Here is a 17,941-nt window from a genome sequence, read left to right on the forward strand (position 1 = left end):
AGCCACTGGTTATGCATCCAGTAGCGGACCAACCGGGCGGACTCGCGCCTTGAGAATCGCGCGCCCCGCCGGGTTCGTCAAGGGCCCGCCGACGGTGCGGGCCTCGACCGGTCTATCGACCGCGACCCCCTCGGCGTTACAGAAGCCGTGGTGGGGCCGCCCTCGACGACGGTGATCACCATACCGTCCGGCACCGACGGTGCCGAGTGGGCGTTCGGCCACACCGGTGGACCGGGCCGGCCGGGGGCGGCGGAACGGGGCCCCGCGCCCGGCCCAGGGGCCCGGGAACGCGAAAAAGCCGGGCCGACCACCCGCAAGGGTGATCGGCCCGGCTTCAGGCCCCCTCAGAGGGGGCGAGAAGTCACTTGACGGTGACCTTGGCGCCGGCACCCTCGAGGGCAGCCTTGGCCTTCTCGGCAACGTCCTTGGCAACCTTCTCCAGGACCTTGGCACCAGCGGTGTCAACGAGGTCCTTGGCCTCCTTCAGGCCGAGGGAGGTCAGGGTGCGCACCTCCTTGATGACCTGGATCTTCTTGTCGCCGGCACCATCGAGGATGACGTCGAACTCGTCCTGCTCCTCGACGGCCTCAACGGCGGCCGGGCCACCGGCGGCGGCAACGGCGACCGGGGCGGCAGCGGTGACGTCGAACTTCTCCTCGAAGGCCTTCACGAAGGCAGCGAGCTCGATGAGGGTGAGCTCCTCGAACTGCGCGAGCAGCTCGTCCTGGGTCAGCTTCGCCATGATGGCGTCCTTCCACTAAATCGGCAGGTGGTGCCGTATGTACGGGTTGGGCGGGCACGGGCCCGCAGCGAGGCGTGAGCCTGCCGAATTACTCGGCGGCCGCGTCCTCGGCGGCGGGAGCCGGCGTACCGGCACCGCCCTGCTCGACCTTGTCGCGCAGCGCGTCCACAGTGCGGACGAGCTTCGACGGCAGGGCCTGGAAGAGCGCGGCAGCCTGGGACTGCTTGGCCTTCAGGGCACCCGCCAGCTTGGCGAGCAGCACCTCGCGGGACTCGAGGTCCGCGAGCTTCTTGATCTCATCGGCGGACAGCGCCTTACCGTCAAGGACACCGCCCTTGATGATGAGAGCGGGGTTCTCCTTGGCGAAGTCACGCAGAGCCTTCGCCGACTCCACCGGGTCACCGGTGACGAAGGCGACAGCCGTCGGACCGTTGAACAGGTCGTCGAGCTCCGTGATCCCGACCTCATTGGCCGCAATCTTGGTCAGCGTGTTCTTCACCACGGCGTACTCGGCGTTGTCGCCGAGCGAGCGACGCAGGGTCTTGACCTGCTTCACCGAGAGACCGCGGTACTCGGTCAGCAGCGCCGCGGAGGAGCCACGGAACTTGTCCGTGATCTCGGCGACGGCGGCAGCCTTGTCGGGCCTGGCCATAGGCTTACGCCTCCTTCCGTGATGTCGAAGTCGGGCCGACCGCAAAAGTCGACCTGGGTCGCCGTGGACCGACTGGAGGGAAGGAAAGCTCCTGCGAAAACGCAATGAGCCCCGGTGCGCAGGCGCACGGGGCTCGTGACGACCTCGACGGGCGATCGCGCGAACGCGGACCCGGAAGTCGAAGCTCCAGACACACCTGCGCGGGCTGCCTGCGACGAAGCGCAGATCCTTCGGCCACCGATCCCTGACGGGCGCGGCGACAACCAGCGGTCTTTGGCTTCGGCAACAGTAACCGGAGCCCCTCACCAGGTGCAAATCGCCCTCGGACGGGGCGTCCCCCGGGGTCGCCGCGGCACGGGTCGTCAGTGCGGCGGGCCGATGGGCCGGCGGGCCGACGGCTCAGCGGGCCAGCGGGGAGACCGTCCGGACGCCGGTGTCCACGGTGTCCGACTCGGCCGGCGCCTGTGCCGAGAGCAGCGCCCCGGCGAGGTCGGTGTAGAGCACCGAGTCGTCCTGCCGGCCGCTGTCCCCGGTGCCGGTCCGCTGGAGCCGGACCAGCTGGTCCTTGTCGTTGAGCCAGAGGTCCAGGGTGAGCGAGGCCGAGCCGCCGGGCGAGAGCGCGGCCCGCAGGCCGTCCCGGCGGGCCGCGGTCAGCTGGGCCTGGGCGGCCGCGTACTTCTCGGCGGTGGTGGCGACCCGGTAGTGCTCGACGGTCGAGTCCTCGAACTTCTCCTCGCCGACGAAGACCGGGTCCGTCCCCTCGGCGGTGGCCGCGGTCAGCGCCTCGACCGGGTTCAGCAGGTCGATCAGCCCGGCGTACGGGACCTCCTTGTGGCCGTCCGCGTCCGGCGGAACGGTGAAGCGCTCCCAGTGCCGGCCGCCCTGCCTGGCCGCGGTGGCGGCGTCCCCGCCCTGGTAGGCGACGGTGTCCACGACGATCAGCTGCTCGGCCTCGGCGGGGGTGGAGCGCTTGATCTGGAGCGCGGTCTTGGGCTGCCAGAACAGCGGGCCGGACCCGGCGTCCGGGCCGAGCCGGTAGCTGACCTTGGCCCGGCGGGCGGTCTGCATGGCCAGCTGGGCGGAGAGCAGCACCCCGTGCGGCGAGCGATCGGTGGGCTTGGCCTGGGCGCTCGGGGAGGCGGTGGACGGCGAGGCGCTGCTCAGGCTCGGGCTGCCGGACGGCGTGGCGGACGTCTCCCCGCCCCCGCCGCACCCGCTCAGCCCGCTGGTCAGCAGGGCGACGACGGCCACCGCCGCCAAGCGCTGCCGTGCCGCCATCGTCCGTTCCCCTCTCGTCCGCCCCCGTCCGACGGCGGCCCCGTTCCGGCCACCTTGCCACCCGTCTCCGACCGGCCCGGTGGCGGCCCCCCTCGGGCGGGCGGGTCCACCGGGTCGGCCGAGCCCGGACCGGGGCCGGGGCTCCGGTCCGGGGCGGCGGGGATCAGCTGCCGGCGGCGGCCTTCTGGAGATCGGCGAGGTCGATGTAGTCCACCGGGGTGGCGGCGATCACCGGGGTGCCGTAGTCCGAGTAGCTGACGGAGACGTTCACCGCGCCGACCTTGCTCTCGGCCTGCTCGGTCCGCTTGACCACGAGCTTGTCGGCGTCGACCCAGACGTCGACCTGCTCGCTGGCGATGCCGGCCGCGTCCAGGCCCTTCTTGATCCGGTCGGCCTGCGCCTGGGTGATGCCCTGGGTGGAGGCGATGGCCAGGTCCGCGGCGCTGATCACGCCGGAGTAGTGGGTGGTCGCCTTGCCGTTCACCGTCTCCGGGCCGACCTCGGTGACCTTGCCGCCGGCGATCAGCGTCCGGACGCCCTGCACCGGGTCCGCGCTCTGCAGCTGGTCGGTCGCACCGCCGGAGGCCTTGGCCATGTCGGCCATGGTGTAGCGCACCCAGCGCGGGCCGCTGTTCTGCAGCAGCTCCCCGCCGAGGCCCAGGAACACCGCGTCCTTGGTGTACAGGTAGTGCGCCTTCGGCCCGCCGGTGATCGGCGCCAGGACCTTGCCCAGCGGGGAGCCCGACAGGTCCATCGCGAGGTCGGCCTCCAGGCCGTCGGCCCAGGACAGCGCGCCCTGGCCCTTCATGGTGATCTCGCCGACCTGGATCAGCTCGTCGACCTTCGCCGACTTGGCCGCACCGGTCTTCTGGGTGACCTGCTCCAGGAAGACCGCCGGGCTGACCTTCTCCGGCTTCGCGCCGGTCGGGGCGGCGGCCGACGGGGTGGCCGGGGCGGCGGCCGTGGTCGGCGCGGCCGGGGCGGCGTTCTTGTCCGCCGACTTGTCGTTGTTGCACGCGGTCGCGGTCAGCGCCAGGGCGGCGAGGACGACGGTGACGGCGGCCTTGCGGGTTCCAGCCATGACTTCCCCCCTCGAAGAGCTGATTGTCAGCTCTTCTCATGCGTTTCTCATCCGGACTCTAACGGATCGCCGGAAGCCCCATGCGCCGGATATCCGCTGCCCCGTCACCCGCCGGCGGCGGGCGTCGCGTCCGCCGCTCCGGGAGCCGAGACATCGGTCGTGGTGACCGTGGTTCCCGCACTCCCCCGGACCGTCTCGCGCAGCCGCAGCAGCTGCATGCCGGGGCCGACCCAGACGTCGTAGCCGATCGCCGTCACCCCGTGCCGCTGGTACCAGTCCAGCGTGGCGGCCCGCCGCTGCGGGCTCAACTCGTCGTCCTTGCCGAACAGTTCGGCCACCGGCGCGGAGCCCCGGTAGTGCGCCACGGTCACCCCGGCCAGCTGCTCGCCGCCGAGCGAGGTGAGCTTGACGCCCTGCGCGACCTCGTACGCCCGGCTGCCCGGGTTGGTGATCAGCGCGGTCGTCCAGCCGCCCGCGAAGCCCTCCGGGTCGGGGCCCGCCGCGGGGTCGACCGACTCGGCGGTGCTCCGCTCCGCGTGCTTGGCCGCGCCGCCCTGGTAGACGAGGTCGAGCGCGCCGTCCTTCACGGTCAGCCGTCCGGTGCCCAGCTCGTCGGTGACGGCCAGCCCGGCCTCGTCCGCGGCGCCCCAGACCAGGGAGCCGCTCGCGGTGCGCCGGCCGGCCGGGCCCTCCTGGACCACGTCGATCCGGGCGCCGCCGGCGTCGTCCAGCCCCTGCGCGGCCGAGAGCACCACCTGCTTGGGCGGCACCGGCGCGGGGCCCCCGGGGGTGCGGGTGGTCGGGACGGCCAGCAGGCTGCACCCGGTGGTGGTGAGCAGCAGCAGGGCCGCCACGAGAACGGTGGGGCGAGGGGCGGGCAGCACGGCACACTCCGGCGGTCACAGGTGCTCCACATGGTCTGACCGGCAGAGCGTACGACGGTTCGGCCCGTCGTTCCCATCCGCCGGTGTCCCGATCCGGCAACCGTTCCGGCCCGTCGGCCCGACCGGCCCGCGCCGGGCCGCGTACCGGCTCCTTCCCCGGGAACGACGGCGGGCCCGCACCCCCGGTGAAGGGGGTACGGGCCCGCCGTACGGACTGCTCTAGAGCACTGGGGCTCAGACCGCGGCCGGGTCCTCCTCGGCGAGGAGGTTGCGGGTGCGGTTCGGGTCCACCAGGACGCCGGGGCCCATGGTGGTCGAGAACGCGGTCTTCTTGATGTAGCGGCCCTTGGCGGCGGACGGCTTGGCGCGGAGCACCTCGTCCAGCGCGGCGGCGTAGTTCTCGACCAGCTGCTCGTCGGTGAAGGAGGCCTTACCGATGATGAAGTGCAGGTTCGAGTGCTTGTCGACGCGGAACTCGATCTTGCCGCCCTTGATCTCGTTCACGGCCTTGGCCACGTCCGGGGTCACGGTGCCGGTCTTCGGGTTCGGCATCAGGCCACGGGGACCGAGCACGCGGCCGAGGCGGCCGACCTTGCCCATGAGGTCCGGGGTGGCGACGACGGCGTCGAAGTCGAGGCGGCCCTTGGCGACCTCGTCGATGAGCTCGTCGGAGCCGACGATGTCGGCGCCCGCAGCACGCGCGGCCTCGGCACGCTCGCCGGTCGCGAAGACCAGGACCCGAGCGGTCTTACCGGTGCCGTGCGGGAGGATCACGGTGCTGCGGACCATCTGGTCGGCCTTGCGCGGGTCGACGCCCAGACGCATGGCGACCTCGACGGTGCCGTCGAACTTGGTGGTGCTGGTCGCCTTGGCGAGGCGGACGGCCTCGAGGGGGGCGTAAAGGCGCTCGCGGTCGACCTGGGCGTCCGCGGCCTTCAGGGCCTTGCTGCGCTTCATGGCTGCTCCTGAATGATGAATGGAGTTGTGGTGTCACGGGCCTGCGCGGGCCCTACCACAGGGGACGAGAAGGGAACTCAGCCCTCGACGGTGATGCCCATCGACCGGGCGGTGCCGGCGATGATCTTCTCCGCGGCGTCCAGGTCGTTGGCGTTCAGGTCGGGCATCTTGGTCGTGGCGATGTCGCGGACCTGGGCGCTGGTGAGCTTGGCGACCTTGGTCTTGTGCGGCTCGCTGGAGCCCTTGTCGACACCCGCGGCCTTCAGGATGAGGCGCGCGGCCGGCGGCGTCTTCGTGATGAAGGTGAAGGAACGGTCCTCGTAGACCGTGATCTCCACCGGCACGATCATGCCGCGCTGCGACTCGGTCGCAGCGTTGTAGGCCTTGCAGAACTCCATGATGTTGACGCCGTGCTGGCCCAGCGCGGGGCCGACCGGCGGCGCCGGGTTGGCCGCACCGGCGTTGATCTGGAGCTTGATAAGCCCCGTGACCTTCTTCTTCTTGGGAGGCATGTCTCTCCGGGTCCTTCCGAGAGGTGATTGCTGGTGCGTGCGAAACCGGGGCGACACCCGGCCGCCAGCACACACATCGGACCAGGCTAACGCGTCCGCGCCGCTGGACCAAAACGGGTTCGGGGCGGAGGCTCCTCGCCCCCGCCCCGAACCCGAAGACGGTATGACTAGTTCTTCTGGATCTGGTCGAAGGAGAGCTCGACCGGGGTCTCCCGGCCGAAGATCTCGACCAGGCCCTTGACCTTCTTCGAGTCCGGGTTGATCTCGTTGATGGTCGCCTGGAGGGTCGCGAACGGACCGTCGGTGACGGTGACCGAGTCGCCGACCTCGAAGTCCAGCACCTGGATCTCGCTCGGCTTGATCGGCGAGGGCTTGCCGGCCTCCTTGGCCGCCTGGCGCTCGACGTCGGGGGCGAGCATCTTGACGACCTCGTCCAGGGTCAGCGGGTACGGGTCGTAGGCGTTGCCGACGAAGCCGGTGACACCCGGGGTGTTGCGCACGACGCCCCAGGACTCGGGGGTGAGGTCCATGCGCACCAGGACGTAGCCGGGGAGCTTGTTCTGGCGGATGGTCTTGCGGTCGCCGTTCTTGATCTGGACGACCTCCTCCTGCGGCACCTCGGCCTGGAAGATGTACTCCTCGACGTTCAGCGAGACGGCGCGCTGCTCCAGGTTCTGCTTCACCCGGTTCTCGTAGCCGGCGTAGGTGTGGATCACGTACCACTCGCCCGGCATGAAGCGCAGGTCCTCGCGGAACTTGGCGACCGGGTCGACCTCGTCGGCCGACTCCTCCTCGGCCTCCTCGGCCTCCTCGGCGTCCTCGACGGACTCCTCGGCCTCGGCGTCGCCCTCCACGTGCAGCGCGGCCTCCTCGGCGGGCTCGCCGGCCTCGGCCTCGTCGTACGCCTCGACCTCGTCCTCGTCGCTGTCCGCGGCGTCCACGATCTGCTCGGCGGACTCGGCGTCGTCAGCCGGCTCGGCCGCGTCCAGCTCGGCGGCGCCATCCGCCTCGCGGACGGTCTCGTCGGCGTCGTACAGGGGGGACTCAGACACGGTGGCGGCTTCTTTCCTGGAGATGGTGAAGGTGGCGCGCTCCTCGACCGGCCCGGCGGACGGCCGCTCGCGCGGGCGCCAGGTGAGGTCTCGGAGACTTCAACAGTACCGAGTCCACGGTAGCCGCGCGTACGTCCGGCGCCGACAGCTCGACCCGGGCCGAGTAATCGGCCCGGGTCGGGAGGCTGTTCGAGAGGTGGGGCGGCCGGTCAGCCGAAGACCAGGAGGCTCAGCTTGGAGAAGCCGTAGTCCAGGCCGGCCACGAAGGCCATCATGACCACCACGAAGGTGACGACCACGGCGGTGTAGTTGGTGAGCTCGCCGCGGGTCGGCCAGACGACCTTGCGCAGCTCGGCGATGATCTGGCGGTAGAAGAGGGCGGTCCGTGCGAACAGGCCCTTCTTGGCCCGCTTGCCCGACTTCTTCTGCTTGCCGGACTTCTTGTCGCCCTCGGCCGATGCGATCTCGGCAGCGCCGTCGGCACCCTCGGGGTTGCCGCTCTCAGGCGTTGCGGTGGAGCCCGTGGTCTCCGTCACTCGTCCTCACCTGAATCCGGGTCCTGCCGGCTTCGCCGCGCACCCGGTGGGGGCGGCCAGTCGGCTAGCGGTGCTGATCGGTGCCATCTCCGCATCAAGCCCGCTCACTCCTGTGGAGCGAACGGGCTGAAAACGGATCTAGCAGCAGGGCAAGAGGGACTCGAACCCCCAACCGCCGGTTTTGGAGACCGGTGCTCTACCAATTGAGCTATTGCCCTACGGTGCCTCGCGGCTCCGGTGGCGACCAACCTACCGTATCTCCCCCCGCTGTCTGTACAGGCGGTGAAAGCTCCGGTTGTGGGCGGGCCGTCGAGCAGCGAGTGTACGTGGTCGAGGGGTGTTTGGTCGAACTTCTTCTTCCGGCTTCTTCTTCCGGACCGGCCGGTCCCCGGCGGACGTCCGGTCCGGCGGGACCCTTCCGACGGACCGTCGGGCCGCGATTCGGACGGGAACGTACGGATGCCGATACCCCGATGCCCGGTAGGTCCCGGTTCTGCGACGATGCAGGCATGAGCGCTTCCACCCCGCAGCCCGACCAGTCCATCCGCCCCGCCGACCGCCGGGTCTCCGCCCGGATCGGCGCGATCGCCGAGTCCGCGACCCTCGCCGTGGACGCCAAGGCCAAGGCCCTCAAGGCCGCCGGCCGCCCGGTCATCGGTTTCGGCGCCGGCGAGCCCGACTTCCCCACCCCGGACTACATCGTCGAGGCGGCCGTCGAGGCCTGCCGCGACCCGAAGAACCACCGCTACACCCCGGCGGGTGGCCTGCCCGAGCTGAAGGCCGCGATCGCCGCCAAGACGCTGCGCGACTCCGGCTACGAGGTGGACGCCTCCCAGGTGCTCGTCACCAACGGCGGCAAGCAGGCGATCTACGAGGCGTTCGCGGCGATCCTGGACCCGGGCGACGAGGTCATCATCCCGGCCCCGTACTGGACCACCTACCCGGAGTCGGTCCAGCTGGCCGGCGGCGTCCCGGTGGAGGTCGTCTCCGACGAGACCACCGGCTACAAGGTCTCGGTCGAGCAGCTGGAGGCCGCGCGCACCGAGAACACCAAGGTGGTGCTGTTCGTCTCGCCGTCCAACCCGACCGGCGCGGTGTACACCGAGGCCGAGGCCGAGGCGATCGGCCGCTGGGCGCTGGAGCACGGCCTGTGGGTGCTCACCGACGAGATCTACGAGCACCTGGTGTACGGCGACGCCACCTTCACCTCGCTGCCGGCCCTGCTGCCCGAGCTGGCCGAGAAGTGCGTCGTGGTCAACGGTGTCGCCAAGACCTACGCGATGACCGGCTGGCGGGTGGGCTGGGTGGTCGGCCCGAAGGACGTCATCAAGGCCGCGACCAACCTCCAGTCGCACGCCACCTCGAACGTCTCCAACGTCGCCCAGCGCGCCGCCCTGGCCGCCGTGGCCGGCGACCTGGACGCGGTCGCCGAGATGCGCGAGGCCTTCGACCGCCGCCGCAAGACCATCGTGCGGATGCTCAACGAGATCGAGGGCGTGCTCTGCCCCGAGCCCGAGGGCGCCTTCTACGCCTACCCGTCGGTCAAGGGCCTGCTGGGCAAGGAGATCCGCGGCCGGCGCCCGCAGACCTCCGCCGAGCTGGCCGCCCTGATCCTGGACGAGGCCGAGGTCGCGGTCGTCCCGGGCGAGGCCTTCGGCACCCCCGGCTACCTGCGGCTCTCCTACGCGCTCGGCGACGCCGACCTGGTCGAGGGCGTCAGCCGGGTCCAGAAGCTGCTCGGCGAGGCCCGCGACTGACCTCGGGTCCGTCCGCCGACGTCAACCCGACGCCAGGGTTTCACCCGGCGCACCGCCCCCTTTCACCCCTTCAGGGGATGTAGAGGGGGCGGTTCCCGTTCAGGGGCCGTATACGGCAGTATCGGTGAATGGAACGCCTGTTGAACCCGCGAGACGTCAGGGGCCTCCCGAAGGCCCACCTGCACCTGCACTTCACCGGCTCGATGCGGCCCGCCACCCTCCTGGAGCTGGCGGACAAGCACGGCGTCCGGCTGCCGGAGGCGCTCAGCTCCGGCGAGCCGCCCCGGCTGCGGGCCACCGACGAGCGGGGCTGGTTCCGCTTCCAGCGGCTGTACGACACCGCCCGCTCGGTGCTGCGGGACGAGGAGGACATCCGCCGGCTGGTCCTGGAGACCGCCGAGGACGAGCGGCGGGACGGCTCCCGTTGGCTGGAGATCCAGGTCGACCCGACGTCCTACGCGCCCCGGCTGGGCGGGCTGATCCCCGCCCTGGAGCTGATCCTGGACGCGGTGGAGCACGCCGCCGCGGCGACCGGGGTGGGCATCCGGGTCCTGGTCGCGGCCAACCGGATGAAGTCCCCGATGGACGCCCGGACGCTGGCCCGGCTGGCCGTCCGCTACGCCGACCACGGGGTGGTCGGCTTCGGCCTCTCCAACGACGAGCGCCGGGGCCTGGCCCGGGACTTCGACCGGGCCTTCGCGATCGCCCGCAACGGCGGGCTGCTGGCGGCCCCGCACGGCGGCGAGCTGTCCGGCCCGGAGTCCGTCCGGGACTGCCTGGACGACCTGGGCGCCGCCCGGATCGGCCACGGCGTACGGGCCGCCGAGGACCCCCGGCTGATGGAGCGGCTGGCGGACCGGCAGGTCACCTGCGAGGTCTGCCCGTCCTCCAACGTCTCGCTCGGCGTCTACGAGCGCCCCGAGGAGGTGCCGCTGCGCCGGCTCTTCGACGCCGGGGTGCCGCTCGCCCTGGGCGCGGACGACCCGCTGCTGTTCGGCAGCCGGCTGGCCGCCCAGTACGAGCTGGTCCGGGACGTGCTGGGCTTCTCCGACGCCGAACTCGCCGAGCTGGCACGGCAGTCGGTGCGCGGCTCGGTCGCGCCGGAGGCCGTCCGCAAGGAGCTGCTGGCGGACATCGACGCCTGGCTGGTCGGCGACCGCGCCCCTGCGGAAGCGGCCGCCGTACCCGCCTAGGGCCGCGGCTAGAGCTTGACGCCCACCATCACCGGCTCGTTCACCAGCTCCACCCCGAAGGCCGCGCGGACCCCGTCCCGGATCTCCCGGGCCAGTGCCAGCAGGTCCTCGGCGGTGGCCGAGCCGCGGTTGGTGAGCGCCAGGGTGTGCTTGGTGGAGAGCGTCGCCGGGCCGCCGCCGTAGCCCTTGCCGAAGCCCGCGCGGTCGATCAGCCAGGCCGCCGAGGTCTTGGTGCAGCCCTCCGGAGCCGGGTAGGCGGGGGCGTCCTCGGTGCCCGGGCGGGTGCGGAAGGACTCGTACTGCGCGGCCGTGAGCACCGGGTTGGTGAAGAAGGAGCCCGCCGACCAGGTGTCGTGGTCCGCCGGGTCCAGCACCATGCCCTTGCCGGAGCGCAGCAGCAGCACCGCCGTCCAGGCCGTGCCGACCGCGACCCGGGCGCCCGGCTCGACGCCCAGGTGCCGGGCGGTCTCGGCGTAGCGGACGGGAGTGGAGAGCCCGTCGTTGTCCTCCAGGCGGAACCGCACCCGCAGCACCACGTAGCGGTCCGGCTCGGCCTTGAAGCGGCTGTGCCGGTAGGAGAACCCGCACTCGGCGTTCGAGAGGGTGACGACCTCGTCGGCGGTGCGGTCGTACGCGACCACCTCGGTGATCGACTGGGCGACCTCCTGGCCGTACGCGCCCACGTTCTGCACCGGGGTGGCGCCCGCGGAGCCGGGGATGCCGGCCAGGAACTCGATGCCCGCCAGTCCGTGGTCGCGCACGGTCCGGTGGACCACCTCGGACCAGGTCTCGCCGGCCGCGACCTCCAGCGCGGTGCCGTCCAGGGCGAAGCCCTCGGTGGCGATCCGCAGCACGGTGCCGGGGAAGCCGGCGTCGCCGATCACCAGGTTGGAGCCGCCGCCGAGGACGAGCAGCGGCTCGCCAGCCGCGTCGGCCTCGCGGACGGCGGCGATCACCTCGTCGTCGGTGTGGGCGGTCACCAGGCGGCGGGCCGGGCCGCCGAGCCGGAGCGTGGTCAGCGGGGCGAGGGGGGCGTCGTTTTCTACCAGCACGCCCACCAGCGTACGGGGGAGGGGTCCGCCGACCGGAACGCGATTCCCGTCGGCGGGCCCCTCCCCTCCGCCCCCGTTCAGACCCGGGCCGGCTCGGCCCGGTCCGCCGCCCGCTCCCCCGCCGCCGCGACCGGCGCCCTCCGCCGCCGCGGGATGAACACCGCGGCGAGCGCGCCGAGCCCGACGGCGGCGGCGCCGACGTACAGCGCGGGCACCAGCCCGTCCGTGAAGGCCCGCACCGACTGGTAGCCGCCCTGCCCCGAGAACACCGCCGCGAGCACGGCGACCCCGAGCGCCCCGCCGACCTCGCGCAGCGCGTTGTTGGCGCCGGAGGCGATCCCCTGCTCCTGCGGCCGGACGCTGGCCATCACCAGCTGGGCGGTCGGGCCGAAGTACAGCGACATGCCGATCCCGCAGATCACGGTGGCCGGTATCTGGGCGACGTAGTCGAGGCCGGTGCTCCCGTCCACCACCAGGCCGTACAGCGCCAGGCCCGCGGCCTGCAGCGCCAGCCCGGCGACCACGATCGGCCGGCCGCCGATCCGGTCGGAGAGGATGCCCGCGATCGGCGAGACCAGCAGCGGCATCGCCGTCCACGGCAGCATCCGGATGCCCGCCTCCTGCGGGCTGAAGCCGCCGACGCCCTGGAGGTACTGGCTGATCAGGAAGATCGAGCCGAACATCCCCAGGTACATCAGCAGGCTGGCCGCGTTGACGGCGGAGAAGGCCCGGCTGCGGAACAGTCGCATCGGCAGCATCGGGTGGGCGGCGACCCGCTGCTCGTACCGGACGAAGGCGGCCAGCAGCAGGGTGCCGCCGATCAGGGCGCCGAGGACCAGCGGGCTGGTCCAGCCGTCCGGGTTGCCGCGGATCAGGCCGAGGACGACGCCGAACATCCCGAGGCTGACCAGCAGGGTTCCGGGCACGTCCAGGGCCCGGCCCGGGCCCCGGCTCTCGCCGAGCCGCAGGTAGGCCAGCGGCAGCAGGACGAGGCCGACCGGGACGTTCACCCAGAAGATCCACTGCCAGGAGAAGTGCTCGGTCAGCGAGCCGCCGATCAGCGGCCCCGCGGCGACGGCGAGGCCGCTGACCCCCGACCAGATGCCGAAGGCCATCCCCCGCTTGCCCTCGGGCACCGCGGCGGTGAGCAGGGTGAGGGTGAGCGGCATCATCACCGCGGCCCCGGTGCCCTGGACGGCGCGGGCGGCGATCAGTTCGCCGATGCCCGGGGACAGCGCGGCCGCGGCGGAGCCGGCGGTGAAGACCGCCAGCCCGACCAGGAAGATCCGGCGGCGGCCGAAGCGGTCGCCGAGGGCGGCGCCGAACATCAGCAGCACGGCGAAGCTCAGGGTGTAGGCGCTGACCGTCCATTCGAGGTCGGACAGTCCGCCGCCGAGCTCCTCGCGGATCGACGGCAGCGCGGTGGTGACCACCAGGTTGTCCAGGGCGGCCATGAAGCTGGCCGCGCTGACGATCACCAGGGTCCAGACCGCCGCTCTGCCCATGGCAGGTTTCTCCGTCATGACGTCCCCCAGGTTCCTTAGGTAGTTATTGCTCAATAACTTCTTTGGGCCGAAAAGAGGCCGCACGGACACCCCGTGCGGCCCGTCCATCCGGGCGGCGCGCCTACTCGGGCGGCTCGCACCCGTCGAAGCCGGCCCAGATCCGGTGGTCCGGCGGATAGCCGAGCGCCACCAGGGTGTTGATCAGCATCCCGTACGCGAAGAACTGCGTGGCGTCCTTCATTCCGCCGCCGATCCGGATCCTGACCCGGTCGAACAGGTCCTCCCACAGCAGCCGGGCGGTCTCCCCCACCTCGTCCTCACCGGCCGCCCTGGCCGCGGACGCCGAGACGTAGAGCTGCATCTGCATCATGAGCTGGTCGCCGTTCTCGACCAGGCCCAGGTACGCGGTGGACATCGCCTCCGCGGCCGCCTCACCGGACAGCCCGGCCGAGGCCTCGTCGAACACCCGCCAGGTCTCCTCGACGCAGCGCTCGGCGGCCGCGGCGAAGATCGCCTGCTTGCTCGGGAACAGCCGGAACAGGTACGGCTGCGAGACGCCCACCCGGCGGGCGATCGCCTCGGTGGAGGTGCCGTGGTACCCGCCCCGGGCGAACTCGGTCAGGGCGGCCCGGACGACGCTCTCGCGCCGCTCCTCCGCGCTCATCCGGATGCTCGACTTCGCCATGGGCCCCAAGTTAGTGGCCAATCACTATCTACGCAAGGCCCGCGCCGGCGGCCGGAGATCCCGTACGGGACCCCGGCCGCCGCGACCCCGGGGCCGCTCAGCCGAGCCGGACGACGGCCCGGGACATGCCGAGCACCTTCTGGCCGCCCGTGGTGGCCAGCAGGTCGACCTGCACCCTGCGGTCGTCCAGCTTCTTGGCGACCTTGGCCGAGACCTCGACCACCGCGCCGACCCCGTCGTTCGGCACCGGCACCGGCCGGGTGAACCGCACGCCGTACTCGACCACCGCGGCCGGGTCGCCGACCCAGTCGGTGACCACCCGGATCGCCTCGGCCATGGTGAACATGCCGTGCGCGATCACGTCCGGCAGGCCGACCTCCAGGGCGAACTTCTCGTTCCAGTGGATCGGGTTGAAGTCCCCCGAGGCCCCCGCGTACCGCACCAGTGTGTCGCGGGTCACCGGGAAGGACTGCGCCGGCAGCTCGGTGCCGACCTCGACCTCGTCGTAGTCGATCGCCATCGCGCTCACTCCCCCGCCTCGTCGGCGGCCCGGGCCACCAGGGTCATGACCGACGTCACAACGTGCCCGCCGGTCGCGTCCGTCACCTCGCCACGCACGGTGAGCACGTCGTTGCCCGCCAGCGACTTGATGTTGTCGATGGTCACCGTGACCGACAGCCGGTCACCGGCCCGCACCGGGCGGGTGTAGGCGAACTTCTGGTCGCCGTGCACCACCCGGCTGAAGTCCAGGCCCAGCTCCGGGTCCTCGACCACCTGGCCGGCCGCGCGGTAGGTGATCACGAACGGGAAGGTCGGCGGGGCGATCACGTCGGGGTGCCCCAGCGCCTTCGCCGCCTCAAGGTCGGTGTACGCCGGGTTGGCGTCGCCGACCGCGGTCGCGAACTCGCGGATCTTCTCCCGGCCGACCTCGTACGGCTCGGTGGGCGGGTAGCTACGCCCGATGAAGGAGGGGTCGAGCGCCATGGCGGCTCCTCGGAACGCGGGTGGATACGAAAAAAACTCCGGGCCGCACCCCCTGTGAGGGATGCGGCCCGGAGCAAGAGACCTGAGTTCACACAGGCCCGTCGCCCTGCAAGAGGGTCAGCGGGTCTCGCGGTGCGCGGTGTGCGAGTTGCAGCGGGGGCAGTGCTTCTTCATCTCAAGACGGTCCGGGTCGTTACGCCGGTTCTTCTTGGTGATGTAGTTCCGCTCCTTGCACTCCACGCAGGCCAGCGTGATCTTCGGGCGGACGTCGGTGGCAGCCACGGGAGTGCCTTCCTTGGACAACGAATAAGAACACAACAAGAGTAGCCGACCGGGAGTGCGATCTCCCGACCGACTACGCGGGGTAGCGGTGACCGGACTTGAACCGGTGACACAGCGATTATGAGCCGCTTGCTCTACCAACTGAGCTACACCGCCACAGTGATCCGCGGCACAGCCGGAGCTGACCGCTTCTCACCAGAGCCCCCATGCGGAATCGAACCGCAGACCTTCTCCTTACCATGGAGACGCTCTACCGACTGAGCTATAGGGGCGAACGAGGAAGAGATTACACGTTTCGCGCCCGGAGGTGAAATCCGTATCCCGCGGCGAAGACCGCAGGTGGGCGAGGGGTACGGACGGACGATCCAAGGCCCGGCGTTCGATCGGCCCGCGAGCCGCACGGCCCGACCCGATACGACTATTGCCCGCCTCCCGGCGACCCGCCCCCCGGACCCATAGGCTCGACGCTCATTGATCGGGAGGACTGGCCGGCGGTACGGGCCAGCCGTACGGGGCCGACCGCACGGGCCGGCCCGAGAAGGAGCCGGGCGATGGACAGCGCAGCCGCCGACGGGCCGCACTCCGGGCCCGGCCCGGCGGCCAACCCGCTCGGGCACGGCCCGGTCCTGCTCCTCACCGGCGCCCGGCTGGCGGACGGGCGGGTGGTGGACGTCCGGATCAGCGGCGACCGGATCCAGGCGGTCGGCACCGTCGGCAGCCTCGGCCCGCTGCCCGCCCTGCCCGGCGCGCCCACCGTCACCACCGGCGCCCGGATCGACCTGCGCGGCTACCTGCTGCTCCCGGCCCCCGCCGAGGCGCACGCCCACTACGACACCGCCTTCTCCGCCGCCCTGCCCACCCCGCCGCCGGACACCCCGGCCGACCTCACCCGCCGGGTCACCGAGGCCGCGCTGACCTCGCTCGGCTACGGCGCCACCGCCCAGCGCACCCACGTCCGGATCGGCGACGTGCACGGGCTGCGCCGGCTGGAGGCGGTGCTGACCGCCCGGCAGGCACTGGGCGGGCTGGCCGAGCTCCAGGCGGTGGCGATGCCCCGGCTGCTCACCGGACGGGCCGGCGCGGACGGCCGGGCGCAGCTGCGCGAGGCGCTCAAGCTGGGCGCCACGGCGGCCGGCGGCTGCCCGGAGCTGGACCCGGACCCGGCCGGGTACGTGCAGCTGCTGCTGGAGGCCGCCCGGGAGGCGGACTGCCCGGTGGACCTGCACACCGGCGCCGGCGACGCCGCCCAACTCGCCCGGATGACCGGGGCGTTGGCCCCGCTGCGACCCCGGGTGGCACTCGGCCCGTGCGGGGCGCTGCCCCGGGGCGCGTCGACGGTGCTGGCGACCAGCGGGGTCCGGGTGGTCTGCCTGCCGCAGAACGGCTGCTGCACCGGCATGGAGGGCCGCTCGGCGGGCCTGCGGCCGGGCCTGGTACGGGAGTTGGCGGCCGCCGGGGTGCCGCTGGCGGCGGGCAGCGGGGCGCTGCGCGACCCGTCCAACCCGGTCGGCCGGGCGGATCCGCTGGAGTCGGCCTACCTGCTGGCGGCCGGTGGGGAGTTGACCCCGGAGGCGGCGTACGACGCGGTGGCGAACCAGGCCCGGGCGGCGCTCGGCCTGGCGCCGGTCCGGGTGGACGCCGGGTTCCCGGCGGAGCTGCTGGCGGTGCGCGGGGACAGCCTGGCCGGGGCGCTCGCGGGCGGGCACAGCCGACTGGTGGTGCACAGCGGCCGGGTGGTCAGCCGGACCAGCGCGGTCCGGGAGTTCGCGGACACGGTGGCGCTGGCGCTGCCCCGGCAGTCCGGGGGCGGGGACGGCTGAGCCGGTCCCGGAGTGGGCCTGATGGCCCCTGACGGCAGATGGGGGCGCGCGACTGGTGTCGCGCGCCCCTCCCCCACCTGCTGGCCGCCTCGGGCGGCGGCTGGAGCGGCCCCGGACCTCCCCCACACGGAGCAGGGGCCGCTCGTTCGACACCGACACTACGCCCGCGGAACACCGCCCCCGAGCGGCCTTGACGCCCCCCTGTCGCCCACCGGGCCGCTCTTGACGGCTCGTTGACGGGGGCGCGCCGGCACCGGTGCGCCGGTCCGTCACGGCACGTACCGGTACCCGATCCCCGGCTCGGTGACCAGGTGCCGCGGGCGGGCCGGATCGCGCTCCAACTTGCGGCGCAGCCCCGCGAAGTAGACCCGCAGGTAGTTGCCGCGCCCCTCCTGGGCCGGGCCCCACACCTCGCGCAGGATCTGCCTCCCGGGCACCAGCCGGCCCGGGTTGGCGAGCAGCAGGGCGAGGATGCGCCACTCGGTCGGGGTGAGCCGGACCGGGCCGTTCGGGCCGTGCACCGCGGTGGCCGCGAGGTCCACGGTGTGGTCGCCGATCACCGGCCGGCCCAGCGGCACGTCGCCCAGCGGCCGGCGCAGCACGGCGCGCAGCCGGGCCAGCAGCTCGTCCATCAGGAACGGCTTGGTGAGGTAGTCGTCGGCGCCCGCGTCCAGGGCGCCCACCTTGTCGGCGGCGTCCGTCCGGCCGGAGAGCACGATGATCGGCACCGCGCTGTGGGTGCGCAGGCCGCGCAGCACGTCCATGCCGTCGAGGTCGGGCAGGCCGAGGTCGAGCAGGACGGCGTCCGGGGCGCTGTGCGCGGCGCGGTCCAGCGCCTCTCCGCCGCTGGCGGCGGTGCGGACGGCGTAGTGCCGGGCGCTGAGGTTGATCCGCAGGGTGCGCAGGAGGGCGGGCTCGTCGTCGACGACCAGAATCTCACTCATGCGCCCGCCTCGCTTCGCTCGGCAG

The 17,941-nt window shown here is 72.4% G+C and carries 19 protein-coding genes and 3 tRNA genes; 3 read left to right on the top strand and 19 right to left on the bottom strand.

Features of this window, described 5'->3' with window-relative positions; all coding sequences use genetic code 11:
- Positions 1 to 361 precede the first annotated feature (361 nt).
- From rplL to AMK13_RS23570, 10 genes are all read right to left on the bottom strand, one after another.
- Positions 362 to 745, bottom strand: a complete 384-nt coding sequence (gene rplL / locus AMK13_RS23525; RefSeq protein WP_198959424.1) for a 50S ribosomal protein L7/L12 — start codon at positions 743 to 745, stop codon at positions 362 to 364.
- An 85-nt stretch (positions 746 to 830) separates the two neighbouring features.
- The gene (rplJ, locus tag AMK13_RS23530) at positions 831 to 1,394 is read right to left on the bottom strand and encodes a 50S ribosomal protein L10 (RefSeq protein WP_045693068.1); all 564 of its coding nucleotides are present in this window, start codon (positions 1,392 to 1,394) and stop codon (positions 831 to 833) included.
- Positions 1,395 to 1,793: 399 nt separating this feature from the next.
- On the bottom strand, positions 1,794 to 2,672 hold the full coding sequence (locus tag AMK13_RS23535) for a hypothetical protein (protein ID WP_049651980.1): 879 nt from the start codon (positions 2,670 to 2,672) through the stop codon (positions 1,794 to 1,796).
- A 163-nt stretch (positions 2,673 to 2,835) separates the two neighbouring features.
- Positions 2,836 to 3,753, bottom strand: coding sequence for a hypothetical protein (locus AMK13_RS23540; protein WP_074003976.1), 918 nt, complete (start codon positions 3,751 to 3,753; stop codon positions 2,836 to 2,838).
- A gap of 104 nt (positions 3,754 to 3,857) precedes the next feature.
- Positions 3,858 to 4,637: a hypothetical protein gene (locus AMK13_RS23545; protein WP_049651982.1), complete on the bottom strand. Its 780-nt coding sequence runs from the start codon at positions 4,635 to 4,637 to the stop codon at positions 3,858 to 3,860.
- Positions 4,638 to 4,871: 234 nt separating this feature from the next.
- On the bottom strand, positions 4,872 to 5,594 hold the full coding sequence (gene rplA / locus AMK13_RS23550) for a 50S ribosomal protein L1 (RefSeq protein WP_049651983.1): 723 nt from the start codon (positions 5,592 to 5,594) through the stop codon (positions 4,872 to 4,874).
- A 77-nt stretch (positions 5,595 to 5,671) separates the two neighbouring features.
- Positions 5,672 to 6,106 (bottom strand): 50S ribosomal protein L11, encoded by a 435-nt coding sequence (gene rplK / locus AMK13_RS23555; RefSeq protein ID WP_049651984.1) that lies wholly within the window; start codon positions 6,104 to 6,106, stop codon positions 5,672 to 5,674.
- Positions 6,107 to 6,273: 167 nt separating this feature from the next.
- Complete coding sequence (gene nusG / locus AMK13_RS23560; protein WP_079272379.1) at positions 6,274 to 7,158, bottom strand: transcription termination/antitermination protein NusG; 885 nt, start codon at positions 7,156 to 7,158, stop codon at positions 6,274 to 6,276.
- A 209-nt stretch (positions 7,159 to 7,367) separates the two neighbouring features.
- Positions 7,368 to 7,694: a preprotein translocase subunit SecE gene (gene secE / locus AMK13_RS23565; RefSeq protein ID WP_049651985.1), complete on the bottom strand. Its 327-nt coding sequence runs from the start codon at positions 7,692 to 7,694 to the stop codon at positions 7,368 to 7,370.
- A 145-nt stretch (positions 7,695 to 7,839) separates the two neighbouring features.
- Positions 7,840 to 7,912: transfer RNA gene (locus AMK13_RS23570), tRNA-Trp, on the bottom strand.
- A 291-nt stretch (positions 7,913 to 8,203) separates the two neighbouring features.
- Between AMK13_RS23570 and AMK13_RS23575 the strand changes: the two genes are divergently transcribed.
- Complete coding sequence (locus AMK13_RS23575) at positions 8,204 to 9,451, top strand: pyridoxal phosphate-dependent aminotransferase (protein ID WP_074003977.1); 1,248 nt, start codon at positions 8,204 to 8,206, stop codon at positions 9,449 to 9,451.
- Between the two features lie 128 nt (positions 9,452 to 9,579).
- The gene (locus tag AMK13_RS23580; RefSeq protein ID WP_049651987.1) at positions 9,580 to 10,644 is read left to right on the top strand and encodes an adenosine deaminase; all 1,065 of its coding nucleotides are present in this window, start codon (positions 9,580 to 9,582) and stop codon (positions 10,642 to 10,644) included.
- Between the two features lie 8 nt (positions 10,645 to 10,652).
- On the opposite strand, the gene AMK13_RS23585 is transcribed toward AMK13_RS23580, so the two are convergent.
- From AMK13_RS23585 to AMK13_RS23620, 8 genes are all read right to left on the bottom strand, one after another.
- Complete coding sequence (locus AMK13_RS23585) at positions 10,653 to 11,696, bottom strand: UDP-N-acetylmuramate dehydrogenase (RefSeq protein ID WP_049651994.1); 1,044 nt, start codon at positions 11,694 to 11,696, stop codon at positions 10,653 to 10,655.
- Between the two features lie 77 nt (positions 11,697 to 11,773).
- The gene (locus AMK13_RS23590; protein ID WP_074003978.1) at positions 11,774 to 13,219 is read right to left on the bottom strand and encodes an MFS transporter; all 1,446 of its coding nucleotides are present in this window, start codon (positions 13,217 to 13,219) and stop codon (positions 11,774 to 11,776) included.
- Between the two features lie 103 nt (positions 13,220 to 13,322).
- Entirely contained in the window at positions 13,323 to 13,886 is a 564-nt protein-coding gene (locus AMK13_RS23595; RefSeq protein WP_234348396.1) for a TetR/AcrR family transcriptional regulator, read from the bottom strand.
- Positions 13,887 to 13,983: 97 nt separating this feature from the next.
- Complete coding sequence (locus AMK13_RS23600; protein WP_049651990.1) at positions 13,984 to 14,406, bottom strand: MaoC family dehydratase; 423 nt, start codon at positions 14,404 to 14,406, stop codon at positions 13,984 to 13,986.
- A gap of 5 nt (positions 14,407 to 14,411) precedes the next feature.
- Positions 14,412 to 14,870, bottom strand: coding sequence for a MaoC family dehydratase N-terminal domain-containing protein (locus AMK13_RS23605; RefSeq protein ID WP_049651991.1), 459 nt, complete (start codon positions 14,868 to 14,870; stop codon positions 14,412 to 14,414).
- Positions 14,871 to 14,987: 117 nt separating this feature from the next.
- The gene (rpmG, locus tag AMK13_RS23610) at positions 14,988 to 15,152 is read right to left on the bottom strand and encodes a 50S ribosomal protein L33 (protein ID WP_006604855.1); all 165 of its coding nucleotides are present in this window, start codon (positions 15,150 to 15,152) and stop codon (positions 14,988 to 14,990) included.
- 83 nt (positions 15,153 to 15,235) lie between these two features.
- A tRNA-Met gene (locus AMK13_RS23615) sits at positions 15,236 to 15,308 on the bottom strand.
- 43 nt (positions 15,309 to 15,351) lie between these two features.
- Positions 15,352 to 15,424 (bottom strand) — tRNA-Thr (locus AMK13_RS23620).
- Between the two features lie 279 nt (positions 15,425 to 15,703).
- On the opposite strand from AMK13_RS23620, the gene AMK13_RS23625 reads away from it, so the two are divergent.
- Positions 15,704 to 16,972, top strand: a complete 1,269-nt coding sequence (locus AMK13_RS23625; protein ID WP_074003979.1) for a hydrolase — start codon at positions 15,704 to 15,706, stop codon at positions 16,970 to 16,972.
- A gap of 269 nt (positions 16,973 to 17,241) precedes the next feature.
- Here AMK13_RS23625 and AMK13_RS45090 read toward each other — a convergent pair whose 3' ends face one another.
- Positions 17,242 to 17,916 carry a response regulator gene (locus tag AMK13_RS45090; RefSeq protein WP_049652081.1) on the bottom strand — a complete coding sequence of 225 codons (675 nt, stop codon included), beginning with the start codon at positions 17,914 to 17,916 and terminating at the stop codon, positions 17,242 to 17,244.
- Positions 17,917 to 17,941: the final 25 nt, after the last annotated feature.

Source organism: Streptomyces sp. CB02056 (assembly GCF_001905545.1).
GTDB lineage: Bacteria > Actinomycetota > Actinomycetes > Streptomycetales > Streptomycetaceae > Kitasatospora.